This is a genomic window from Aquitalea sp. ASV11 (genome assembly GCF_016429185.1).
In the GTDB taxonomy this organism is placed as follows: Bacteria; Pseudomonadota; Gammaproteobacteria; order Burkholderiales; family Chromobacteriaceae; genus Aquitalea; species Aquitalea pelogenes.
The window spans coordinates 1-20,925 of sequence record NZ_JAELUD010000032.1; the positions used below are offsets into that span (position 1 = coordinate 1).

Here is a 20,925-nt window from a genome sequence, read left to right on the forward strand (position 1 = left end):
CACAGCCAGACGGTGGACGCCTTGCTGATGTCGCTGCCGGACGAGGGCAGCCTGCCGGGCCTGCTGGCCGTACCGTTGTTTGAAGACCAGCTGTATCTGGCCTCCTCGCTGACCAGCCCTGCGCCTGCCAGCCCCACAGCCGACCTGGCTGATTACCGTCATGAAAAATTCGTCGCCCTCAGCGACGGCTTTGCCACCAGCCGCGACTTCCAGCGCCTGTTCAGCAGTGCCGGCTATCAGCCGGATGTGGTGATGCGGGTGGATGACATTTTCTCGCTGATGAACCTGGTGGCGGCCGGGGTGGGCCTCAGCCTGTTGCCCGGCCGGGTCAGCTCGCTGTTTGCCGGACGCATCCGTTTCACCCCGCTGGCCCATAAGTGGCATAGCACGCAGCGTATCGGCCTGCTGCTGCAGGAATGTCGCGAGCGCGACCCGAACCTGCTGGCCTTGCTGGCCGAAGCCCGCATGCTGGGACAGCAGATGTCTGCTCATGCTCTTGCCAGCCAACCATTAGCTTCAGGCTAATAATCACGCAGTCAGCTTGATTGATGGCCAGCGTGCCAGCGCCTACCTTGCAGACATTCTCATCTGCGATATGGAGCAAGCATGCTGGCAGACTCAACTCCCTCCCCGGTCTGGCATCGCCGCCGTGATGAAAAGCGCCGTCGTATCGAGCTGGCCGGCCATCTGGCTGATGGATGCATCCTGCCCACCAGCCAGCTGACTGCCGCGCTGGAAATCCTGATCGCCCCTGGCGACCGCGTGGTACTGGAGGGCAATAACCAGAAACAGGCCGACTTCCTGTCACGCAGCCTGGCCCGGGCCAATCCGGCCCGCCTGCATGATCTGCACATGATCATCCCCAGCGTGGGCCGGCCCGAGCATCTGGACATTTTCGAAAGCGGCATTGCCCGCAAACTGGATTTCTCCTTCTCCGGTCCGCAAAGTCTGCGTATCGGCCAGCTATTGCAGGATGGCTGTCTGGAAATCGGCGCCATCCACACCTATGTCGAGCTGTATGCCCGGCTGTTTGTCGACCTCACTCCCAATGTCGCGCTGGTGGCCGCCTATCAGGCAGACCGCCACGGCAATCTGTACACCGGCCCCAGTACCGAGGACACCCCGGCGCTGGTGGAGGCTACCGCTTTTCGTGACGGTATTGTCATCGCCCAGGTAAATGAAATTGTCGACGACCCATCCGGACTCACCCGCGTGGACATTCCGGCCGACTGGGTGGATTTCGTGGTACTGGCCGACCGCCCCTTCTTTATCGAACCGCTGTTCACCCGCGACCCGCGCCTGATCAAGCCGGTGCATGTGCTGATGGCCATGATGGCGATTCGCGGCATTTACGAACGTCATCAGGTGCAGTCGCTCAACCACGGCCTGGGCTTCAATACCGCCGCCATCGAACTGCTGCTGCCTACCTATGGCGAGCAACTGGGGCTGAAAGGCAAAATCTGCCGCCACTGGACGCTGAACCCGCACCCGACGCTGATTCCGGCCATTGAAAGCGGCTGGGTGGAAAGCGTGCACTGCTTTGGCGGCGAACTGGGCATGGAAGCCTATGTGGCGGCCCGTCCCGATGTGTTCTTCACCGGGCGGGACGGTTCGCTGCGCTCCAACCGCGCCTTCTGCCAGATGGCAGGGCAATACGCGGTGGACATGTTTATCGGCTCCACGCTGCAAATGGATGGCGACGGCCATTCTTCCACCGTTACCCATGGCCGGCTGTCCGGCTTTGGCGGTGCCCCCAATATGGGGCACGACCCGCATGGCCGGCGGCATGCCAGCCCGGCCTGGCTGGACCTGATACAGACCGACAGCCTGCTGGCACGCGGCCGCAAGCTGGTGGTGCAGATGGTGGAAACCTTCCAGGGCAATGGCCAGCCCACCATCGTGGAAAGCCTGGACGCGGTGGAAGTAGCACGCAGCAGCGGCATGCCGCTGGCTCCGGTGATGATTTACGGCGACGACGTCAGCCACGTACTGACCGAAGAAGGCATTGCCTACCTGTACAAGGCCGAGTCACTGGAACAGCGCCGGCAGATGATTGCCGCCGTGGCCGGCATCACCCCCATCGGCCTGCGCCACGACCCGGCCAGCACCACCAGGCTGCGCCAGGCTGGACTAGTGGCCCTGCCGGAAGACCTGGGCATCCGTCGCAGCGATGCCAGTCGCTCGCTGCTGGCTGCCAAGAGCATGGCCGAGCTGGTGAGCTGGTCGGACGGGCTGTACCAGCCGCCAGCCCGTTTCAGGAGCTGGTAATGCAACTTGCCCTCGCACCCGATCAGGCCGGACAACTGGCCAGCCAGCTGGCGCTACTCGCCTGCCAGTGCCTGCTGGACGAAGCACATCTGGCCCCCAAACCCGGACTGGTGGATAGCCGTGGCAGCGGCGCGCACCAGGACCTGACGCTGGAACTGATGTGCCGCTCGGCCCGCGCATTGCAACCGGCCTTCTTTGCCATGGCCAGCACCGCCTGGCAACAGCAGCCATCGGCAACCCTGCGCGAACAGCTGGGCAGCCTGGGCCGGGGCGGAGAACACGCCATGCTGCAGGCCAGTGGCGGCGTCAACACCCATCGCGGTGCCATCTGGGCCATCGGCCTGCTGGTGGCCGCCGCCGCCATGGACATCAGCCAGCCACAAGCCGCTGCTGTCTGCCAGCGCGCCGCCGCACTGGCCAGGCTGCCCGACCGTCTGTTACCGGCACAGCCACGCAAAGGCGAACTGGCCTGCCGCCGCTATGGCGTGGGTGGTGCCCGCGGTGAAGCACAGCAGGGCTTTCCGCATATCACCCGGCTGGCGCTGCCCACCCTGCACGCCAGCCGTGCACGCGGTGATGGCGAGAACCATGCCCGGCTCAATGCCTTGCTGGCCATCATGAGCCGGCTGGACGACACCTGCCTGCTGTCACGCGGCGGCATGCCGGGCTTGACCCTGGTGCAAAGCGGCGCACAAGCGGTGCTGGATGCAGGCGGGGTAGCCACGCTGCCGGGCCGGCGCCATTTCAATCAACTGGAAAAGGACATGCTGGCGCAGCGCCTGTCGCCGGGCGGTGCCGCCGACCTGCTGGCCGCCACCCTGCTGCTGGACCGGCTGCCACAGATCGCAGCTGACTGACGCAGTCAACTGACAAGGAGGATTCATGGAAAAACTGCATCTGGAATACCCGGCCGGGGCCCCGGCCACACAACGCGTGCTGGTGGGCGTGGTGGCATCGGGCGATCTGGAAGTGCTGATCACGCCGGCTGCCGCAGGGCGCTGCCACATCGTGATACACAGTTCTGCCGATGGCAGCGCCACCCGCTGGCGCGCCCAGCTGGACCGCCTGTTTGCCGATGGCAAGGCGGCCGCCATGCAGATTGAAATCAATGATTTTGCTGCCACGCCGGGCGTGATCAGCCTGCGCCTGGCCCAGGCACTGGAGGAACTGTCCGCATGAGCCATCAACAAGACATCGCCCGTCTGCTGCAAGGCCACAGCTTTATCGAGCTGAGCGCCCGCGAACGCGCCCACAGCCTGCTGGACGCGGGCAGCAGCCGCGAACTGGCCGGCCCCTTCGACCGGCAGTACTCACCCTGGCTTGGGGCGCAGGGCATCGTGGCGCAGGCCGATGACGGCGTGGTCATCTGCAAGGGCCTGCTGGATGGCCAGCCAGCGGTAATTGCCGCCATCGAGGGCGGTTTTCAGGGCGGCAGCCTGGGCGAAGTGGGCGGGGCCAAGCTGGCCTGCGCGCTGGAGCTGGCGGCCGCAGACAACCGCCAGGGCATTCCCACCCGTGCGGTCATCCTGTTTGAAACCGGCGGTGTGCGCCTGCAAGAGGCCAACCTGGGCCTGGCCGCCATTGCCGAAATCCATGCCGCCATTGCCGACCTGACACGCTATCAGCCAGTCATCGGCATCATCGCCGGTACCGTGGGTTGTTTTGGTGGCATGTCGATTGCCGCTGGCATGTGCAGTTACCTGATAGTCACCCGCGAAGCCCGGCTGGGGCTGAACGGCCCACAGGTGATCGAACAGGAAGCCGGTGTGGCCGAATACGACTCGCGCAACCGGCCCTTTATCTGGAGCCTCACCGGCGGCGAACAGCGCCAGGCCTGCGGACTGGCCGATGCTTTGGTGGAAGACAACACCACGCTTATCCGCCAGCAACTGCTGGACTTCATCGCCCACGGCCTGCCCGCCACGCCACGCCACCGGCGCAGCCAGCACATGCTGCAAAGGCTACAGACCATGGACAGCACGACCCAGGCCGACGCCGCCTCGGCCCGTCAACTTTTCCAGTCAGGAGCAAAACCATGAGCCAGACATCCATCAGCCAGCGCGGCCGCGACTGGTTCCATGCCCTGTGTGGGCAGACTCCCCAGCAGCAGGGCTTGCCGCCATCCCTGCTGGTGGCGGATGGCGAACTTGCCGGGCAGCCCGCACGCTATGTGGCCGTGGTGGCAGACCCGCACAACCCGTTTGAGCGCGCCCGCCACGGCGAGGTAGGCCTGCTGGAAGGCTGGGCGCTGGCCGCCACCATCGACGCCGTGGTGGATGCCGACCAGCAGCAAGCGCACAAGCGCGCCATCGTCGCCATTATCGATGTCCCCAGTCAGGCTTATGGCCGACGCGAGGAAGCCTACGGCATCCACCAGGCACTGGCCGCTGCCGCCGCTGCCTATGCCCGCGCCCGGCTGGCCGGTCATCCGGTGATCGGACTTATTGTCGGCAAGGCCATGTCCGGCGCTTTTCTGGCCCATGGCTATCAGGCCAACCGACTACTGGCGCTGAACGATGCCGGGGTGATGGTCCACGCCATGGGCAAGCAGGCTGCCGCCCGTATCACCCTGCGCACGGTGGAAGAACTGGAAAAGCTGGCCGCCAGCATCGCCCCCATGGCCTATGACATCGCCAGCTACGCCAGCCTGGGCCTGTTGTGGCGCTTGCTGGAAACCGAGCAGCCTGACCAGCCCACACCAGGCGATGTGCAAAAAGTGCAGGCAGCCCTCTCAGCGGCACTGCTGGACATCCAGGCCGACCCGCAACGCGACCTGCGCCAGCGCCTGCACGGCGAACACCGCCAGGCCACACGTCAGGTGCGAGCGCTAATGCAACAACAATGGACACAGAACGGAGGATAGACAATAACAATTTCAGTGCATGGCCATTACTGCAGCAACAGGTGAACACAACAGGACAATACAAAGGAGAGACACACCATGATCATCTACGGAACTGCCTTGCTGGCAGCCTGCCATTTGCTGGGCCTGTTTCTGGGCGACCTGCTGGGCAGCCTGATCGGCGTCAAATCGAATGTCGGTGGCGTGGGCATTGCCATGCTGTTGCTGATTTTCGCCCGGCTATACCTGCACAAGCGCGGCTGGCTGCCAGCGGAAACCGAACAGGGCGTCGCCTTCTGGGGTGCCATGTACATTCCGGTGGTGGTGGCGATGGCAGCCACCCAGAACGTGGTGGCAGCGTTGCGTGGCGGCCCGGTTGCCGTGCTGGGTGCGCTGGGTGCGGTGCTGGTATGTGGCTGCGTCATCGCCCTGCTCAATCGCGGCAGCAGCCAGCATAGCTGGCAACCGGAAGCCGAAACCCCGCAAGACCCACTGGCCTGACACAGGAGCAACATCATGCAAATGCTGGAAAAAGTATTGGCACACAACGGGCTGGTAACGGCCTTCCTGCTGGTGGGCATCATCACCTGGCTGTCCGCCCGGCTGTCACGCCGCTTGACGCTGGGCCGGGTGCACGGCTCGGCCATTGCCATCCTGATCGGCCTGGGGTTGGCCTATTACGGTGGCGTACTCACCGGCAAGCAAAGCGGGCTGGCGGACATTTCACTGTTTTCCGGCATCGGGCTGATGGGCGGCGCCATGCTGCGCGACTTCGCCATCGTGGCCACCGCCTTTGAAGTACAGGTGACCGAAGCGCGCAAGGCGGGGTTGATCGGTGCCTGCTCGCTGCTGCTGGGGACGGTGCTGCCCTTTATCGTCGGGGCCAGCATTGCCCATGCCTTTGGCTATCGTGACGTGGTCAGCATGACCACCATCGGTGCCGGTGCCATCACCTATATTGTCGGCCCAGTTACCGGGGCGGCACTGGGTGCCAGCTCGGACGTGATGGCACTGAGCATTGCCACCGGGCTGCTCAAGGCCATCATGGTGATGGTGGGCACACCGTTTGCCGCCCGCTTTCTGGGCCTGAACAATCCCCGTTCGGCCATGGTGTTCGGCGGACTGGCCGGTACTGTCAGCGGTGTTTCGGCAGGCCTTGCAGCAACCGACCGCAGGCTGGTGCCGTATGGCGCGCTGGTGGCTACTTTCCATACCGGCCTTGGCTGCCTGCTGGGGCCATCGGCACTCTTTCTCGCCACCAAGGCCATCATGGCCTGACAGCAACCTCCTCTTTACTTCAGCCGAAGTAAAGATTTGTCGCGGCAGCGCTGGTCGCTGCCGTCTTTTTTTCAGGAGTGAGCAATGACAGGTGCTTGTTTGCCACACGATTTGCTGTGGCTGGACAGTGCTGCGGCGCTGGTGGCAGAGAGCGAGCTGCCGGACTGGCTGCCACGGTACTGGCACCCCGGCCTGCCGGTGGTGGTGCGCCGCGCCGGTGTCAGGCCCGGCCTGATTGCAATTGGAATACGCGGCCCGCTGCGCGCCCAGCGCTGTGCGCTGTGGGCCGACAGCCTGCAGGTTTGCCGTGTACTCAGCCCGGAGCAGCTGGCGGCAGAGCAAGGCTGGCGACAACATCCGCGCCTGGCTGCACTGCCCACCTTGCAGGCCTTGCAACAGGCAGAAGCCACCTTGCAGGCCAGCGGTCTGGTCTGGGGCATTACCGGCAGTGCCGGTTTCGAACTGGCTACCGGCCAGGCCACCCTTACTGCCAGCAGCGATCTGGACCTGCTCCTACGCTGTCCACAGCCACCAGCACCTTCTCAATTAGAAACGCTGGCTGCGGCGCTGGCGGACTTGCCTTGCCGGGTGGATATCCAGCTGCAAACCCCAGCGGGAGGGATGGCGCTGGCCGAATACCTGCGTGGTGGCCGGGTATTGCTCAAAACCGGTAGCGGGCCACTGCTGCTGGATCAGCCACCATCAGCATGGACTGCCAGCAGGCAAAGTCAGGTGGAGCAATACACATGAGCGTGTTATTCGTGTTTCCCGGCCAGGGCAGCCAAAGCCCCGGCATGCTGCACCAGCTACCGCCACATGCCGCTTGCCAGGCGGTAATGGCCGAGGCCGAAGCCGTACTGGGCCGCTCGCCTCTGCTGCTGGATTCCGCCACAGCGCTGCAATCCACGGTGGCGGTGCAGCTGTGCCTGCTGATTGCCGGGGTGGCGTCCGCTCGCCTGCTGCAAGCGGAAGGCATCCAGCCGCAGCTGGTGGCGGGGCTGTCCATTGGAGCCTTCCCGGCCGCCGTCATCGCCGGGGTGCTGGATTTCCACCACGCGGTGCAACTGGTTCAGCTGCGCGGGCAACTGATGGAACAGGCCTATCCGCAGGGCTATGGCATGTGCGCGATTACCGGGCTGGCATTGCCACTGCTGCAAATCCTGTTGAGCAAAGCGCAGGCCGAAGGACAACAGGTGTATCTGGCCAATATCAATGCCGAGCAGCAACTGGTGGTGGCGGGCGCAGATGCCGCGCTGCAAGCCATCAGTCAGGCTGCCATGCAGGCAGGTGCCGCCCGCTGTCGGCGGCTGGCCATCAGCGTGCCCTCGCACTGCTGCCTGCTGGAGCAAGCCGCGCAGACACTTGTAGAGGCCATTCGTGACACGCCACTACACGCCCCGACTTGCCAATACCTGAGCGCCAATGCAGCGCGGGTATTGCGCCAGCCGGAGCAAATCCGCGACGACCTGGCCAATAATATGGCCCGTGTGGTGCATTGGCATGAAAGCGCCAGACTGGCCTGGGAACGCGGTGCGCGGCTGGCGGTGGAAATGCTGCCCGGCACCACACTCAGCCGCCTGTTGAAACCGGTATTTGCCCAGGGCGTGGTGATGACCGTGGCACAGGACAGGCTGGACAGCCTGCAATACACCGCCCGGCGCATGGAGCAGGACAATCAGTACTGATTTGTGTAGTTACAGCCCGGCCAGCACCTCATCCAGCGCGCCCAGCAGCATGTCGGCATGCTCGCGGCCAAACGGCAGCTGCGGCCGCACTTTCAGGATATTGCCTGCCGGGCCGGTGGCGCTGATCAGGATGCGCCGCTCGCGCAGCGCATTGACGATGCGCGTGGTCTGATGAGTGGCCGGGGTTTTGCTGTTCCGGTCGCTCACCATTTCCACGCCGATAAAGAAGCCGGTGCCGCGCACATCGCCAATCAGCGCATGCTTGCCTGCCAGTGCCGCGAAACCGGCCTTGAGGTAGGCACCGGTGTCGCGGGCATTCTGTTGCAAGCCCTCGCGCTCAATCACATCCAGCACCGCCATGCCGGCGGCCACCGATACCGGATTACCGCCAAAGGTGTTGAAGTAACGCACCTGCCGGCCAAAGTGGTCGATGATGTCGGCGCGCGCCATCAGACCGGCCAGCGGATGGCCATTACCCATCGGCTTGCCCATGGTGATGATGTCCGGCACCACGCCATGGCGCTGGAAGCCCCAGAAGTGACTACCACTACGGGCAAAACCGGCTTGTACCTCGTCAGCGATGAACAGGCCGCCAGCAGCATGGATGGCATCCACCGCACCTTGCAGAAAACCGGCCGGGTCGGCAAACACGCCATCACTGGTAAACAGCGTGTCCACCAGCAGGGCTGCCGGGCGGATGCCATGGCGTTGCAGGTCGGCAATGGCGGCCTGCACATCACGGGTAAACCGTTGTGCCACGTCCTGCGTATTGCCGCGATAGGCATCCGGCGGCGGCACGGTACGTACCTTAGGCCCCAGCGGCACGCCATCGCCAAAGGCTGGCGAACAGGCGGCAATGGCACTGGTAACGCCATGGTAGGCATGCGCGGTGACAATCACCCCCTGCCCGCCGGTGAAGCTGCCCGCCAGCCGCAGGGCCAGGTCGTTGGCTTCACTGCCGGTGCAGGTAAACATGGCCTGATAGCCGGGCATGGCCAGTGTGGACAGCAGGCGTTCGGCGTAATCGACAATGCCGTCGCTCAGATAACGGGTATGGGTGTTGAGCACGGCGGCCTGGCGGGCAATGGCGTCCACCACATGCGGGTGGCAATGGCCCACCGAGGCCACATTGTTATACACGTCCAGATAGGGCTGGCCGTCCGGGTCGTACAACCACACGCCTTCGGCGCGCACCACATGCAAGGGCTGCTGGTAGAACAGGCGGTAAGCCTGGCCCAGCGCCTGCTGGCGCCGCTGGATCAGCGCCTGCTCGCGCGCTGGCAGCCCGCCTGCCATGGCCGGGTCGAAGGCGTTTACCATGCGTTGATCGGGCGGGTTCATGCTTGTCCTTTCGTGCGGCACAGCCGGTACAGGTAATCGCTGGCAAAGTCGCGTCCCAGCAGCCACAGCCTTTGCATGCCGTCCCAGCTGAGCGCGTGGTTGCGCAGGATGTAAGTGCGGTTTTCCGGATAGCGGGCTGCACGCCAGCCGGTGATGGTAACGGTCATGCACAGGCGGGTGAGGATGAGCTCGTACAGCAGGTCGATTTCCGCATCCAGCAGGGGGCAGACGGCATGGTAGCCCGCCACCAGCTCGCCCGCGCTATCCAGCGGGTTGTCATGCTCCGATAGCTGGTAGGAACAGGCCACCGCCAGTTCGTTGATCAGTGGTGCTTGCACCATGTCGCCAAAATCGATCAGCCCGACCGTGGTGATGTGATCCTGCGGGTCCACCAGCACATTGTAGGGATTCAGGTCGTTATGAATCACCTGATGGCGCAAGCCGTCCAGCCGTGGCTGCACCTGCTGCATGAAGTGGGCCAGCCAGTCGCTCAGCACTGCCTTTTGCGGGCTGTCCGGGGTTTCGGCCAGCAGCGGCTGCAGCCGCTCGGCATGCTGGATGTCCCACAGCAGCGGATGGTGCGCTGCCGGATGCACATAGTCGCGCAAGGCATTGTCCAGCCGCCCCAGCGTTTGCCCCAGGTGGGCGCGCTGGGCGGGCGAACGGCTGACCTGATGCAGCGGCTGGCCGGACAGATAGCTCAGCAGGCGCAACACGCGCTGGCTGCCATCGGCCATGTACACCGGCGCGTAGGGCTGGCCATCCAGCCTGGGCATCAACTGCGGAATGGGCAGGCCTGGGTCCGCTGCCCGCGCATGCAGCAGCGCCCGGCTTTGAAAGTCGGTGACCGCACGGTCCTCGGCCGGATGAGTGAGCTTGAGGACAAATTCGCGGCCATCCTCCGCCCGGATATGGAAATTGGCATCGCGCTCGCTATTGAGCGGGCTGGCAACCCCGCGCAAGCCATAGTGCTGCCACAGCAGTGCAACAGCTTCCTTGCAGTCAACCGGGGCCGCGGCAGTGGAAAACAGCTGGTCGATCACGCCTTGGGACACGGCTGGGGACACGGCTTCAGACATGCTGCCCCCCGTTGATGTGGATTTCCGAGCCATTGATATAAGAAGAATGGCCGGAGCAAAGGAAGTAAATGGCCTCGGCCACTTCGTGCGGCGTACCCAGCCGGTGCATCGGCACATCGCGCTCCACAATGCGGGCGGTGTCCGGCGACAGGATGGCCGTGTCGATTTCACCCGGCGCAATGGCATTGGCGCGGATGCCGTGCGGACCGAACTCATGCGCCAGCTCGCGCGTCAGCGCTGCCAGCCCGGCCTTGGAGGCGGCATAAGCCACCCCGGCGAACGGGTGTACGCGCGACCCGGCAATGGAAGTGACATTGACGATGGAGCCCTGCCCCTTTTTCAGTTCGTCAAACAGCCCGCGTGCCAGCAAGGCAGTGGACACCAGATTGACATTCAGCACCCGGCTCCAGACGTCGATATCGCTGGCCAGAATACCCAGCCGCTCGCCTAGCGGGCCCTTGGGTGAGATGCCGGCATTGTTTACCAGTGCATGCAGTTCGCCATTTGGCAACCGGCTTTTCACCTCGGCAATCAAGTCATCCAGGCAAGAGAGGTCGGACAAATCGGCCTGTACATGGCTCTGCCGGGCGGACGGCCACAGGCAGGCTTCGGAAAAAGGCTGGCGCGACACGGTAAAAATCTGCCAGCCATGCTCCTGGAACAGCTTGACCGTGGCATGGCCAATGCCACGACTGGCACCGGTCAACAGCATGTAACGGGTGGATCCGGACATGGAGTCTCCTGCTGGTAAGGGCTGATACACAGCCAGACTGCGCACGAAAGGGACAGCGTGTCGGCACCGGATAGCTGCGACAAGCCCGACATCACGCTCACAAATTATGATGCATCATATTTGCTGCATTTTATTCTGACAAGTAGCAGTGGTAACATGATGCACCCGTCACCACCTCTCACCGGCCCGCAACGCATGGACTACCAACTGGACACACTGGAACACGACAATCTGGGCAGCACGGTCTACCAGCTGCTGTGCAAGGCGCTGATCCAGGGCCGGCTGCAACCCGGTGCCCGACTGAAAATACGTGAGCTGGCCGAGCAACTGGGCACCAGCGTCACCCCGGTGCGCGATGCCATCCTGCGTCTGGTGCAGGAACAGGCGCTCACCATGCAGTCCCCGCGTGACATCCGCGTGCCCTACATGACGGTGGAGCGCTATCTGGAAATCCGCGCCATCCGTATCCGGCTGGAGGGGCTGGCCGCCGAAACCGCTGCGCAGAAGGCAGACCCCAGCGCCATTGCCCGGCTGGAAGACATTGTCAGCCGCAACGCACTGGCCATGACGGCACAGGACACGATGCTGGGCTGCGAGCTTAACCAGCAGTTTCACTTTGCCCTGGTGGATATCGCCGGGTTGCCCTTCCTGCAAGGCATCCTGTACCGCATCTGGTTGCAGATGGGGCCACTGATTGCCTCCGTGTACCAGCAAGGCGGCAGCGACATGATTGACTACCACTACCCGGTACTGGCGGCCATCCGCACTGGCGATGGGCCTGCCGCCGCCGCTGCGATTGGTGATGACATCCTGCATGGCGGGCACAGCATCCTGCTGCATTTGCAGGCCCGCGCGCAGCAATAAGCGCGGTTTTCCGAACGCAGCAGACCGGAAAGCCGTCCACAGCCAGCGACGGCTATTAAATTTTCCTTTTCTATCAATATCTTGAAATAACAAGCAGCAGGCACGGCTTTTGCAACAAGCAGCCCCATCTGAATGCCGGAAAGCTGCTGCCATGCCTATCAAACTCTTGCTTACCCTGAGCTTTTCTTCCCTGCTGGCCCGTCACCTGGGCAGCACCCCGTTGCCGGACCTCACCAACGCACTACCCCTACCCGGCGTGCTGCTGCTGATGACGCTGGGCAATGCCCTTGCCTACCTGCTGGTGCGGCTGTTGTTCATCAAGCTGTCCTCGCAACACTGAGTCTTGCCATCCCGCTTCACAGTCCCTGGCCCTTGAACGCAACAAGGCCCGGCAATGCCGGGCCTTGTTGTTTTCCGCTACTCAGACCAGCAGCGCCAGCCTGGGCGTGCCGTCATCACACCATGAAGTAAATCAGCGCCGCTTCACCAAACACCCCGATCACCGTGCCTACCAGTACAGAATGCGAGGCATGCAGCGCATAGGTCTGGTTGCGTACGGCAAACATCGAGGCCGCAATGGCAGTGGGCACCGCACCGACAATCAGCGCCTGCCTGGCAAACTCGGCATCCACGCCAAACAGGAAGATGCCCAGCAGCATCAGGGCCGGTTGCAGGAAGTTCTTCATCGCCACATTACCTACCACATGGCCGTTGAAGCTGGGCTTTTCGCCGCAGAACATCAGGCCCAGCGCCAGCAGCGACACCCCACCGGCCGCCTTGGCCAGCATGTCCACGCTTTCCTGTACCGCAGCGGGCAGATGCAGATGATTGAAGCTGAGCACCACCCCCAGGATAGGCAGCCAGACAATCTGGTTGGACAAGGTCTTGACCAGGCTTTGCTTGAGCATGGCCACCATGCCGTCATCGTCCCCCGCATCCGCCATTTCACCGCAGCGGCACAGCACGATGGTAAGCGGCAGGATGACAAAGCTGGTGATCAGGTTGCCAATCAGCACGGCAATGAAACCCTGCGGCCCGCAGACCTGCTGCAGGATGGGCGCGCCAAAATAGGCCATGTCCGGAAAGGTACACACCAGCGCCTGGATGGCACTGGTTTTCAGCCCCTGCCGGTAGTAATAGCGCCCGGCCAGCAAGGCCAGCACATAGGTGCCGACAAAGCCGAAGGTCATGCACAGAATGAAAGGCAGGTTCTGGATACGCTCCGGCGGCGTTTTCAGCGCGCCGATAAACAATGAACAGGGCAAGGCATAACGCATCACCAGCGTTGCCATCACCCCCACATCCGCCTGACGGAAATAGCCGCGCTGGCCGCCAAACCAGCCCAGCAGCATCAATAGCACCACCGGTAGCAGTGCTGTACTCATGGTTCCCCACATGGTCTTGCTCCTTGATTTCTGTAGTGTGTCTCCCACCCACCTCAGAGCAAGCCCCGTGCCACGCAATGGTCATTGTATGTCATTGATTTGAATGAACAATACCATTGGCAAAACGCTGAAAGTACGGCCAGCCGCGAATCCACTGTTTAAAAAGTACGGAAATCCGCACTTTGCCTGTCCGCCAGCCGAATCCCGCAAATCACTACCCCGCGTAAGGTTTTCCGTAAACCGAAGTCCGGCAGAAGCACGGTTTTCCGTTGATCTTGCTCCACACGGCAAAAATCAATTCATGGTTTTTTCTTTTTATTCAACATCTTGAAGCATTTTCACTCTGTGGCACGCTCCTTGCAGTAGCGCAAGCAACGGCCCGGCCAGTGGCAGCACACCATGCCGCCGCAGGCCGCAACCCAAGCTTGAGGACAATCCCATGAGTGAAACCATCCGCATCAGCATTGATGGCAAGGTGGTGGATGCCACACCCGGCAACTCCATCCTGCACACCCGCCTGGAAGGCGATACGCCGCTCACCGCCAATATCGGCTGCATGGGCCAGGGCGTGTGCGGTTCCTGCCGCTGCCTGGTCCGCAAGGCCGGTGAGCGCAGCGCCCAAACCCGTCTGGCCTGTGAAACCACGGTAGAGGACGGCATGCAGGTCAGCTTTATCGATTACTACCTGCCCGACCACGTCCACCACTACCGCCCGCATGATTTGCGTGATGGCTGGCAGGCCCTGCCCCAGCTACAGCAAACCTTTCCCGAGTTGAGTCACTGCCGGCATTGCAGCGGCTGCGACCGCGCCTGCCCACGGCACATACCGGTGCAGCAAGGCATGGCACTGGCGGCCAGCGGCCAGTTGCAAGCAGCCGCCGCGCTGTTTGACGCCTGCATCATGTGCAATCTGTGCACCCTGGCCTGCCCGGAAAACATACGGCCCAATCATGTCGGCCTTTACCTGCGCCGCGCCCAGGCCATCCAGAACCTGCGCCCCGGCGATCTGCTTCGCCGCCTGGAACAACAGGCCCGTGGCGAGCTGGCCATCAACACCCGCAGCGATACTCCCAGGAGCGAAGCATGAACAACGCGATTCCCTATGCACAAGCCCTGGCCAATCTGACCGCCCATGCCCAGTCACCGCTGCGCCCGGCCGACCTGTCGCGCAGCGCATTGCTGGCGCAATACCACCCGGACAGCAACGCGGATGCCAGCACCTTGCTGCAAATCGGCCCCAGCCGCGGCCAACCCTGCCACCCGCAACTGGCCGCCTTGCTGCAAAGCAATGCGCTGATCGACGGCTTTGACCTGGCCGGTGCCGAACAGCGCAGCACCGATGTACTGGTGATTGGCGGCGGCGGTGCCGGTGCGGCCGCCGCGCTGACCGCCGCGCGCAGCGGCGCGCAAGTGATGCTGGCCAGCAAGCTGCGACTGGGCGACAGCAATACCGTAATGGCCGAAGGCGGCATCCAGGCTGCACTGGCCGCCAGCGACAGTCCGCAACAACACTTCGACGACGCCATGCGTGGCGGCCACAAATGTGCCAATCCGCAACTGCTGGCACAAATGGCCAGCGATGTGCCCGGGGTCATCCGCTGGCTGATTGAACTGGGCATGCATTTTGATCTGGAAGACCCGCTCAGCGACGGTGGCAAGCTGCGTTACAAGCAAGCCGGTGGCTGCAGCCAGCCGCGCATCCTGTGCTACCGCGACTACACCGGGCTGGAGATGATGCGCGTGCTGCGCGAAACCGTGGAACTGGACCCGGCCATCACCCTGCTCAACCGCTGCCCGGTGGTGGAACTGCTGTCGCACGAGGACGGCAGCTGCGCCGGGGCCGTGCTGTACGACCTGGAATACCAGCGCTTCATGGTGGTTTCCGCCCGGCAAACCATTCTGGCCACCGGTGGTTGCGGCCGGCTGCATCTGCAAGGCTTTCCCACCTCCAACCACTACGGCGCCACCGCCGACGGGCTGGTGCTGGCCTACCGGCTGGGTGCCGGCTTGCGTGACATGGACGCCTTCCAGTACCACCCCACCGGCGTGGCCTGGCCGGCGCGACTGCGTGGCGGGCTGATATCCGAAGCTGCCCGCTCCGGCGGTGCCTTGCTGGTCAACGGCCTGGGCGAGCGTTTTATCGAAGAACTGGCACCGCGCGACGTGGTAAGCGCCGCCATTCTGCGCGAATGCGCCGCCGGGCGCGGCATCGAACGCAATGGCCAGATCGGCGTGTTTCTGGACACCCGCACACTGGGGCCGGAACTGGCACAACGCCTGCCTGCCTTGCAGCACCTGGCCGACAAATGCGGCGTAGACCCCACCCGCGAGCCCATGCTGATCTACCCCACCCTGCACTACCAGAACGGCGGCGTGGTGATAGACGGCAACGGCCAGACCGAAGTCCCCGGCCTGCTGTGTGCCGGTGAAATCACCGGTGGCATTCATGGCCGCAACCGGCTGATGGGCAATGCGCTGCTGGACATCCTGGCTTTTGGCCGTCGCGCCGGACGTCAGGCAGCCCGACTGGCGCAAGCTGCCCGCCACAAGTCATCGCTTCCGCCCCTGCGCGGCGGCATCGAACACGTCTACCGCTGGCAACGCCAGCTGGCACTGGCCGGGCTGGACGCCAGCGTTCAAGCCCCCTTGCTCTATCCGGGACAGGCCCGCCTCGCCCTGCATCGCCCCACCAGCCAGCGCGCCCAGGAGAAATGATCATGGAAAAACTCAATCAGGTACTACTCAACCCGGCAGTGCAGGTAGGCCCAAACCTTGACGCCTGGCTGCAGACAGGTGGCGGCCTTGGCCTGCAAGCGGCACTCAGTGCCCGCAGCACCATCATCCGCCAGATTGCCGACGCCGACCTGCGCGGCATGGGAGGTGCCGGCTTCCCGGCCTGGCGCAAATGGGAAGCCACCGCCAATGCCGTGGGCGACAACAAATACGTGGTGTGCAATGGCAACGAGGACGAACCGGGCACCTTCAAGGACCGCACCTTGCTCAGTGCCTCGCCCCATCAGGTAGTGGAAGGCGCGCTGATTGCCGCGCTGGCCGTGCGCGCCGCCTGCGTCATCTTCTACATCAACCCGCACCAGGGCCAAAGCATGCAGCACATGCAACTGGCAGTCAGCCAATGGCAACACAGCGCCCTGTTGCAACAGCTGGAGCAGGCCCTGGGCCACCCGCTGGAAATCAAGGTAGTGGCCAGCTCCGGCCGCTATATCGGCGGCGAGGAAACCGCCGTGGTGGCGTCGCTGGAAGCCGGCTTCCCCTTCCCGCGCAAGAAGCCGCCCTTCCCGGCAGAACAAGGCATCAACGGCCAGCCCACGCTGATCAACAATGTGGAAACCCTGGCCAATGTCAGCCACATCCTGCGTCATGGTGCCGACTGGTACCGCGCACTGGGCGTAGGCAAGGCCAGCGGCACCAAGCTGTACTCGCTGTCCGGCGACGTACTGCGCCCAGGCCTGTACGAGCTGCCCATGGGTACCAGCCTGCAAGAGCTGGTGTTCCACTACGGCGGCGGCATGCTGCAGGGCAAGGCCTTCAAGGCAGTGTTTACCGGCGGCCCGTCCAACACGCTGCTTACCGCGCGTGATCTGGACGTGGCGCTGGATTTCGACTCGGTATGGCTGCGCCATTCCCGACTGGGCACCGGTGCGATGATTGTCATCTCGGAAGGCAGCAGCATCATCCGTAAGGTGGCGGAATACATCGACTTCTTTGCCAAGGGCTCCTGCGGCCAGTGCCCGTCCTGCAAATGCGGTACCTTCCAGCTGGCCCGCCTGCTGGACCGGGTGGACGGCGGCCGCCACAGCCCTGCCGACCTGGATGCACTGCAACACCTGTGCCAGATCCTGCCCGGCAGCGGCCGCTGCGGGCTGATAGACGGTGCTGTCACCGTGGTGAAAAGCTCGATGCACACCTTTCCGCAAGAATACGGCCTGACTGCACCGGCAGAGGCCTGAGCCGACCCAGCCTGAAACCAGATACGCCGGCAGCCAGCCGCTGCCGGACCAACAACAACAGTAATGGAACAAGACCATGCGCCAAGCAAGCATAGCCGGCAGCACCCCGGCACTACGTTTTCTGCTGGATAACAAGGTGGATTTCAGCTGCCATGCCTACAGCTATGAAGAACACGGCGGCACCGCCACCCCGGCACGCGAACTGAAGGTGGACGAACACGCCGTCATCAAGACCTTGCTGTTTGAAGACCAGGACGGCCTGCCACTGGTGGTGCTGATGCACGGCGACCGCAAGGTGTCGGCCAAGGAACTGGCCCGCCAGCTGCCCTGCAAGAAAGTGCAGCCCTGCAAGCCGGACATTGCCAACCGCCACTCCGGCTATCTGGTGGGCGGCACCAGCCCCTTCGCCACCCGCACGCCCATGCCAGTTTACATGGAAGCCAGCATTCTCAATTTACCCAGGGTATACATCAACGGCGGCCGCCGCGGCCTGCAAGTGGCCATGTCCCCGCTGGACATCGGCCGCCTGCTGCAAGCGCGCTGCGTGGAAGTGGCGCTGGAGAAGTAGGCAAACAGGCGAGGCGGCAAATAATGACACTGCCGCCACCGACAAAAAAAACAGCAGGGCCTTTGCTGGGCAAAGGCCCCGTTTTCACAGCGACCCGCTGTAGGCTTCTTCGCCATGCAAGGTCTGATCCAGCCCGGTTTCCTGCGTATGCTCGTCAATCAGCACCGGCGTCATCTTGTTGATCAGCCACAGCATGCCGTAGGTAAAGCCAAAGGCCCACAAACCGGAAACCACCGCAGCCACCACCTGCTTCCACAGGAAATCCGGATTACCCATCAGCAAGCCGTCAACGCCCGCCGGGTTCCAGGCCTTGCTGGCGAACACCCCCAGCAGCAATGTCCCCAGCAAGCCACCTACACCGTGCACGCCCCATACATCCAGCGCATCATCCCAGCCCAGGCGGTTTTTCAGCTGCACCGCGTAGTAACACACCACGGCGGCTATCACGCCGATGACCGCAGCCGTACCCAGCGATACATAGCCCGCCGCTGGCGTAATGGTGGCAAGGCCCGCCACCGCACCCGTCAGCAAACCGATGAACTTGGGCTGCCGGGCATGAGACCACTCAAGAAAAAACCAGGCCGTACCGGCAAACGAGGCGGCAACGTCGGTATTGAGAAAGGCCGATGCGGTGATGAAATCCACCCGCAGTTCGGACCCGGCATTAAAGCCATACCAGCCAAACCACAGCAAGCCGGTGCCAAGGGCAATCAAGGGCACATTATGCGGCTTGTTCTCCACCACCGAGCGCCGGCCCACATACAGTACCGAAGCCAGTGCGGCAAAACCGGCAGTGTTGTGCACCACGATGCCACCGGCAAAATCCAGCACGCCCCACTTGGCCAGCAGGCCGTCCGGACTCCAGATCATGTGGACAAAGGGGAAGTAAACCAGCACCAGCCAGCCGGTAAGAAACAGGAAATACGCCTTCACCGTCACCCGGTTGGCAAAGGCACCGGTAATCAGCGCCGGGGTGATGATGGCAAACATCATCTGGTAAGCCACATGCACAATCAGCGGAATACCTGCGTCATTGCCGGTGTACATGGTGTTGAGGGTAACGCCATGCATGAAGGCATAATAAGTAGGGTCGCCGACAATGCCATGCCAGCTTGGGCCAAAGCACATGGAATACCCGAAGGCAAACCACAGCACCGTGGTCCAGCCCAGCGACATGAAGCTCTGTGCCATGATGGTCAGCACATTCTTGCGGCCCACCAGTCCACCGTAAAAGAAAGCCAGCCCAGGCGTCATCAGCATGACCAGGCTGGCACACAGCAGCATGAAGCCAGTGTTACCCACATTAAGAGGCGGGATTGGAGCAGTCATCGTTCACATCTTTATCCATAAATAATTAATTGCTAATATTTTATGGATCGAATGCTGCGCTCAGGCGCGATAGCCCTGTTTGCTCCAGATCAAAAGAATGTGCACACGCAGGAAGGAAGACCGCTGGCCATCATTTGCGCGGCCTGTGGCCTTTGGCATTACAGCGCCCGTACGGCGAGCTTGCCCTGCCCTCTGTCGTGAACAAAGCAGCCGATGGATGGCGGCACAGGCCACCCTCCGGCCAAAGTTGACTGCTTAAGCTTGAGCAGCGCCTTGCTTTTTAAGCAGTTCCGGGTTCATGAAATCCCACTCTGCGGCGCTTGCCACATGGAAATCCAGCATTGGCCGGTATCGGGATGTTTCATTCAAGGTCCCGGCCTTGATACCCAGCACATCGGGAAGATGGCTGAATCTGGCAAACAGCTGGGAGCCACAATTGGGACAAAAGCCACGGCTATGGGCATTTCCGATATCCGATGTGGAAACAAAATAACGGGGCTCACCGTGAATCACCACTTTGCTTGCCGGGAAAATCATCGCCGGAACAAAGGCACTGCCAGATGTGCGCTGGCAATCCTTGCAGTGGCAATTACCGGCAAACAGCGGATCAACATCCACCGCGTAGCGGATTTGGCCACACAAACACTACCCTGTGTATTTGGAACTCATATGCGACTCCATGCAGATGGGGGGGCACCAGCTGGATGCTGACATCAGCTTTTGGCTGCGGGCTGACATTCTAACGCGATGTCATTTTCATCATCACACCGCGCAGCCTGTCAGGCTTCAAGCATGCACCTGTGCGCGGCCGGAGAATATTTCGGGAAAGTCAGGAGAAAACAGGTCGCACAAAAGAAAATGCCCGGTGCATTCCGGGCATTGTTAGTAGTGATAACGGCACTGCAAAACAATCAGCTGGCCAGCTTGTGGAAGGTAAACCAGGCGATGCTCTTTATTGATCCGCCGCGACCAGTATCCGGTCAAGTCGCCCCGCAATGGTTCCGGTTTACCAAGACCGGTAAACGGCGTTTTCAAGCACTCATCCAGTAGCGCGTTGATGCGAGCCAATATCTTCACATCATTTTCTTGCCAGAAAAGATAATCTTCCCAGCCTTCCGGAGTAAATGAAATCGCTGCAAATTTAACGGCGGACTGTTTGTTGTTCTGCTTCGCTGACAAGTTCAATTTCCTTATTGATTAACTTGCCGGCTTTCAGGTTTGCTATGGAGGCACGCAGTCGATTAGCATTTTTTTCAGACCCCAGCAAATACATGGTTTCTTCCATGCTGTTGAAATCTTCCATGGACAGCATCACGACGTGCTGACCATTTACCCGCGTGATAACTACAGGCTCATGATCGTTGCAAACATCATCCATAACATTCTTAAACCCGGCGCGAGCTTCAGAGAATGTCAAAACGCGCATGCCACACTTCCCTTCTTCTGATTGCTGCTTAACATGCTTAGAAATTCCTTTTAGTTGTCTGCATTGGCGGACAGACATCAAAAGCGTACAAGATCCTGTACGCAATAGCAAGGCACAGCTGGAGATGCACCATTTTTGTGTAGTGCCGGTGGTTTCAAA

Annotated in this window: 24 protein-coding genes; 16 read left to right on the forward strand and 8 right to left on the reverse strand. The window is 62.2% G+C overall.

Features of this window, described 5'->3' with window-relative positions; translation table 11 throughout:
* The 10 genes from JHD62_RS11685 to mdcH all read left to right on the forward strand — a co-directional run.
* On the forward strand, positions 1-525 hold a 525-nt coding region (locus tag JHD62_RS11685), incomplete at its 5' end, for a LysR substrate-binding domain-containing protein (protein WP_233160882.1).
* Positions 526-606: 81 nt separating this feature from the next.
* Entirely contained in the window at positions 607-2,268 is a 1,662-nt protein-coding gene (gene mdcA, locus JHD62_RS11690; RefSeq protein ID WP_199103038.1) for a malonate decarboxylase subunit alpha, read from the forward strand.
* Positions 2,268-3,125, forward strand: a complete 858-nt coding sequence (locus tag JHD62_RS11695; protein ID WP_199103039.1) for a triphosphoribosyl-dephospho-CoA synthase — start codon at positions 2,268-2,270, stop codon at positions 3,123-3,125. Before mdcA ends, JHD62_RS11695 begins: the two co-directional genes overlap by 1 nt.
* Before the next feature lie 25 nt (positions 3,126-3,150).
* The gene (locus JHD62_RS11700) at positions 3,151-3,447 is read left to right on the forward strand and encodes a malonate decarboxylase subunit delta (RefSeq protein WP_199103040.1); all 297 of its coding nucleotides are present in this window, start codon (positions 3,151-3,153) and stop codon (positions 3,445-3,447) included.
* Positions 3,444-4,307, forward strand: coding sequence for a biotin-independent malonate decarboxylase subunit beta (locus JHD62_RS11705; RefSeq protein ID WP_199103041.1), 864 nt, complete (start codon positions 3,444-3,446; stop codon positions 4,305-4,307). Before JHD62_RS11700 ends, JHD62_RS11705 begins: the two co-directional genes overlap by 4 nt.
* Positions 4,304-5,131 (forward strand): biotin-independent malonate decarboxylase subunit gamma, encoded by an 828-nt coding sequence (mdcE, locus tag JHD62_RS11710; RefSeq protein WP_199103042.1) that lies wholly within the window; start codon positions 4,304-4,306, stop codon positions 5,129-5,131. Before JHD62_RS11705 ends, mdcE begins: the two co-directional genes overlap by 4 nt.
* 78 nt (positions 5,132-5,209) lie before the next feature.
* Entirely contained in the window at positions 5,210-5,611 is a 402-nt protein-coding gene (madL, locus tag JHD62_RS11715) for a malonate transporter subunit MadL (RefSeq protein WP_199103043.1), read from the forward strand.
* Between the two features lie 15 nt (positions 5,612-5,626).
* On the forward strand, positions 5,627-6,388 hold the full coding sequence (madM, locus tag JHD62_RS11720; protein WP_233160883.1) for a malonate transporter subunit MadM: 762 nt from the start codon (positions 5,627-5,629) through the stop codon (positions 6,386-6,388).
* A gap of 84 nt (positions 6,389-6,472) precedes the next feature.
* Positions 6,473-7,138, forward strand: a complete 666-nt coding sequence (locus JHD62_RS11725) for a malonate decarboxylase holo-ACP synthase (protein ID WP_199103044.1) — start codon at positions 6,473-6,475, stop codon at positions 7,136-7,138.
* Positions 7,135-8,073, forward strand: coding sequence for a malonate decarboxylase subunit epsilon (gene mdcH, locus JHD62_RS11730; protein WP_199103045.1), 939 nt, complete (start codon positions 7,135-7,137; stop codon positions 8,071-8,073). Before JHD62_RS11725 ends, mdcH begins: the two co-directional genes overlap by 4 nt.
* Positions 8,074-8,082: 9 nt before the next feature.
* Here the strand turns inward: mdcH and JHD62_RS11735 are convergent, their stop codons facing one another.
* The 3 genes from JHD62_RS11735 to JHD62_RS11745 are packed head-to-tail and all read right to left on the reverse strand — an operon-like array spanning position 8,083 to position 11,226.
* Entirely contained in the window at positions 8,083-9,414 is a 1,332-nt protein-coding gene (locus JHD62_RS11735) for an aspartate aminotransferase family protein (protein WP_199103046.1), read from the reverse strand.
* Positions 9,411-10,493: a phosphotransferase gene (locus JHD62_RS11740; protein WP_199103047.1), complete on the reverse strand. Its 1,083-nt coding sequence runs from the start codon at positions 10,491-10,493 to the stop codon at positions 9,411-9,413. Before JHD62_RS11740 ends, JHD62_RS11735 begins: the two co-directional genes overlap by 4 nt.
* The gene (locus tag JHD62_RS11745; protein WP_199103048.1) at positions 10,486-11,226 is read right to left on the reverse strand and encodes an SDR family NAD(P)-dependent oxidoreductase; all 741 of its coding nucleotides are present in this window, start codon (positions 11,224-11,226) and stop codon (positions 10,486-10,488) included. The genes JHD62_RS11740 and JHD62_RS11745 overlap by 8 nt, the downstream gene beginning before the upstream one ends.
* A 156-nt stretch (positions 11,227-11,382) precedes the next feature.
* Between JHD62_RS11745 and JHD62_RS11750 the strand changes: the two genes are divergently transcribed.
* Together JHD62_RS11750 and JHD62_RS11755 are read left to right on the forward strand one after the other, a co-directional pair.
* Positions 11,383-12,090 (forward strand): GntR family transcriptional regulator, encoded by a 708-nt coding sequence (locus tag JHD62_RS11750; protein WP_233160884.1) that lies wholly within the window; start codon positions 11,383-11,385, stop codon positions 12,088-12,090.
* A 151-nt stretch (positions 12,091-12,241) separates the two neighbouring features.
* Entirely contained in the window at positions 12,242-12,430 is a 189-nt protein-coding gene (locus JHD62_RS11755; RefSeq protein ID WP_199103049.1) for a hypothetical protein, read from the forward strand.
* 115 nt (positions 12,431-12,545) lie between these two features.
* Here JHD62_RS11755 and JHD62_RS11760 read toward each other — a convergent pair whose 3' ends face one another.
* The gene (locus tag JHD62_RS11760) at positions 12,546-13,487 is read right to left on the reverse strand and encodes an AEC family transporter (protein ID WP_199103050.1); all 942 of its coding nucleotides are present in this window, start codon (positions 13,485-13,487) and stop codon (positions 12,546-12,548) included.
* A gap of 427 nt (positions 13,488-13,914) precedes the next feature.
* Here JHD62_RS11760 and JHD62_RS11765 point away from each other — a divergent pair, with 427 nt between their 5' ends.
* From JHD62_RS11765 to JHD62_RS11780, 4 genes are all read left to right on the forward strand, one after another.
* Entirely contained in the window at positions 13,915-14,562 is a 648-nt protein-coding gene (locus tag JHD62_RS11765; protein WP_199103051.1) for a 2Fe-2S iron-sulfur cluster-binding protein, read from the forward strand.
* The gene (locus tag JHD62_RS11770; protein WP_199103052.1) at positions 14,559-16,190 is read left to right on the forward strand and encodes an FAD-binding protein; all 1,632 of its coding nucleotides are present in this window, start codon (positions 14,559-14,561) and stop codon (positions 16,188-16,190) included. The genes JHD62_RS11765 and JHD62_RS11770 overlap by 4 nt, the downstream gene beginning before the upstream one ends.
* A 2-nt stretch (positions 16,191-16,192) precedes the next feature.
* Entirely contained in the window at positions 16,193-17,443 is a 1,251-nt protein-coding gene (locus JHD62_RS11775; RefSeq protein ID WP_199103053.1) for an NADH-quinone oxidoreductase subunit F, read from the forward strand.
* A 76-nt stretch (positions 17,444-17,519) separates the two neighbouring features.
* Positions 17,520-18,011, forward strand: a complete 492-nt coding sequence (locus JHD62_RS11780) for an aminoacyl-tRNA deacylase (RefSeq protein ID WP_045844859.1) — start codon at positions 17,520-17,522, stop codon at positions 18,009-18,011.
* Between the two features lie 84 nt (positions 18,012-18,095).
* On the opposite strand, the gene JHD62_RS11785 is transcribed toward JHD62_RS11780, so the two are convergent.
* The 4 genes from JHD62_RS11785 to JHD62_RS11800 form a co-directional block, all read right to left on the reverse strand.
* Positions 18,096-19,340, reverse strand: a complete 1,245-nt coding sequence (locus JHD62_RS11785; RefSeq protein ID WP_199103054.1) for an ammonium transporter — start codon at positions 19,338-19,340, stop codon at positions 18,096-18,098.
* Positions 19,341-19,595: 255 nt separating this feature from the next.
* Positions 19,596-19,958, reverse strand: coding sequence for a GFA family protein (locus tag JHD62_RS11790; protein ID WP_370541056.1), 363 nt, complete (start codon positions 19,956-19,958; stop codon positions 19,596-19,598).
* Between the two features lie 264 nt (positions 19,959-20,222).
* A complete protein-coding gene (locus tag JHD62_RS11795) occupies positions 20,223-20,519 on the reverse strand; it encodes a Txe/YoeB family addiction module toxin (RefSeq protein WP_233160887.1) in 297 nt (98 codons plus the stop codon).
* Positions 20,482-20,766 (reverse strand): type II toxin-antitoxin system Phd/YefM family antitoxin, encoded by a 285-nt coding sequence (locus JHD62_RS11800; protein WP_199103055.1) that lies wholly within the window; start codon positions 20,764-20,766, stop codon positions 20,482-20,484. Before JHD62_RS11800 ends, JHD62_RS11795 begins: the two co-directional genes overlap by 38 nt.
* Between the last annotated feature and the right edge of the window lie 159 nt (positions 20,767-20,925).

Excerpts from the sequence above, each read along its gene's own strand:
- madM (WP_233160883.1), top strand. The coding sequence starts at position 5,627 with ATGCAAATGCTGGAAAAAGTATTGGCACACAACGGGCTGGTAACGGCC.
- mdcE (WP_199103042.1), top strand. The coding sequence starts at position 4,304 with ATGAGCCAGACATCCATCAGCCAGCGCGGCCGCGACTGGTTCCATGCC.
- JHD62_RS11785 (WP_199103054.1), bottom strand. The coding sequence starts at position 19,340 with ATGACTGCTCCAATCCCGCCTCTTAATGTGGGTAACACTGGCTTCATG.
- JHD62_RS11800 (WP_199103055.1), bottom strand. The coding sequence starts at position 20,766 with ATGCGCGTTTTGACATTCTCTGAAGCTCGCGCCGGGTTTAAGAATGTT.
- madL (WP_199103043.1), top strand. The coding sequence starts at position 5,210 with ATGATCATCTACGGAACTGCCTTGCTGGCAGCCTGCCATTTGCTGGGC.
- JHD62_RS11735 (WP_199103046.1), bottom strand. The coding sequence starts at position 9,414 with ATGAACCCGCCCGATCAACGCATGGTAAACGCCTTCGACCCGGCCATG.
- JHD62_RS11775 (WP_199103053.1), top strand. The coding sequence starts at position 16,193 with ATGGAAAAACTCAATCAGGTACTACTCAACCCGGCAGTGCAGGTAGGC.
- JHD62_RS11740 (WP_199103047.1), bottom strand. The coding sequence starts at position 10,493 with ATGTCTGAAGCCGTGTCCCCAGCCGTGTCCCAAGGCGTGATCGACCAG.
- JHD62_RS11695 (WP_199103039.1), top strand. The coding sequence starts at position 2,268 with ATGCAACTTGCCCTCGCACCCGATCAGGCCGGACAACTGGCCAGCCAG.
- JHD62_RS11750 (WP_233160884.1), top strand. The coding sequence starts at position 11,383 with ATGATGCACCCGTCACCACCTCTCACCGGCCCGCAACGCATGGACTAC.
- JHD62_RS11760 (WP_199103050.1), bottom strand. The coding sequence starts at position 13,487 with ATGTGGGGAACCATGAGTACAGCACTGCTACCGGTGGTGCTATTGATG.
- JHD62_RS11745 (WP_199103048.1), bottom strand. The coding sequence starts at position 11,226 with ATGTCCGGATCCACCCGTTACATGCTGTTGACCGGTGCCAGTCGTGGC.
- mdcA (WP_199103038.1), top strand. The coding sequence starts at position 607 with ATGCTGGCAGACTCAACTCCCTCCCCGGTCTGGCATCGCCGCCGTGAT.
- JHD62_RS11755 (WP_199103049.1), top strand. The coding sequence starts at position 12,242 with ATGCCTATCAAACTCTTGCTTACCCTGAGCTTTTCTTCCCTGCTGGCC.
- JHD62_RS11770 (WP_199103052.1), top strand. The coding sequence starts at position 14,559 with ATGAACAACGCGATTCCCTATGCACAAGCCCTGGCCAATCTGACCGCC.
- JHD62_RS11780 (WP_045844859.1), top strand. The coding sequence starts at position 17,520 with ATGCGCCAAGCAAGCATAGCCGGCAGCACCCCGGCACTACGTTTTCTG.
- JHD62_RS11705 (WP_199103041.1), top strand. The coding sequence starts at position 3,444 with ATGAGCCATCAACAAGACATCGCCCGTCTGCTGCAAGGCCACAGCTTT.
- JHD62_RS11700 (WP_199103040.1), top strand. The coding sequence starts at position 3,151 with ATGGAAAAACTGCATCTGGAATACCCGGCCGGGGCCCCGGCCACACAA.
- mdcH (WP_199103045.1), top strand. The coding sequence starts at position 7,135 with ATGAGCGTGTTATTCGTGTTTCCCGGCCAGGGCAGCCAAAGCCCCGGC.
- JHD62_RS11765 (WP_199103051.1), top strand. The coding sequence starts at position 13,915 with ATGAGTGAAACCATCCGCATCAGCATTGATGGCAAGGTGGTGGATGCC.
- JHD62_RS11725 (WP_199103044.1), top strand. The coding sequence starts at position 6,473 with ATGACAGGTGCTTGTTTGCCACACGATTTGCTGTGGCTGGACAGTGCT.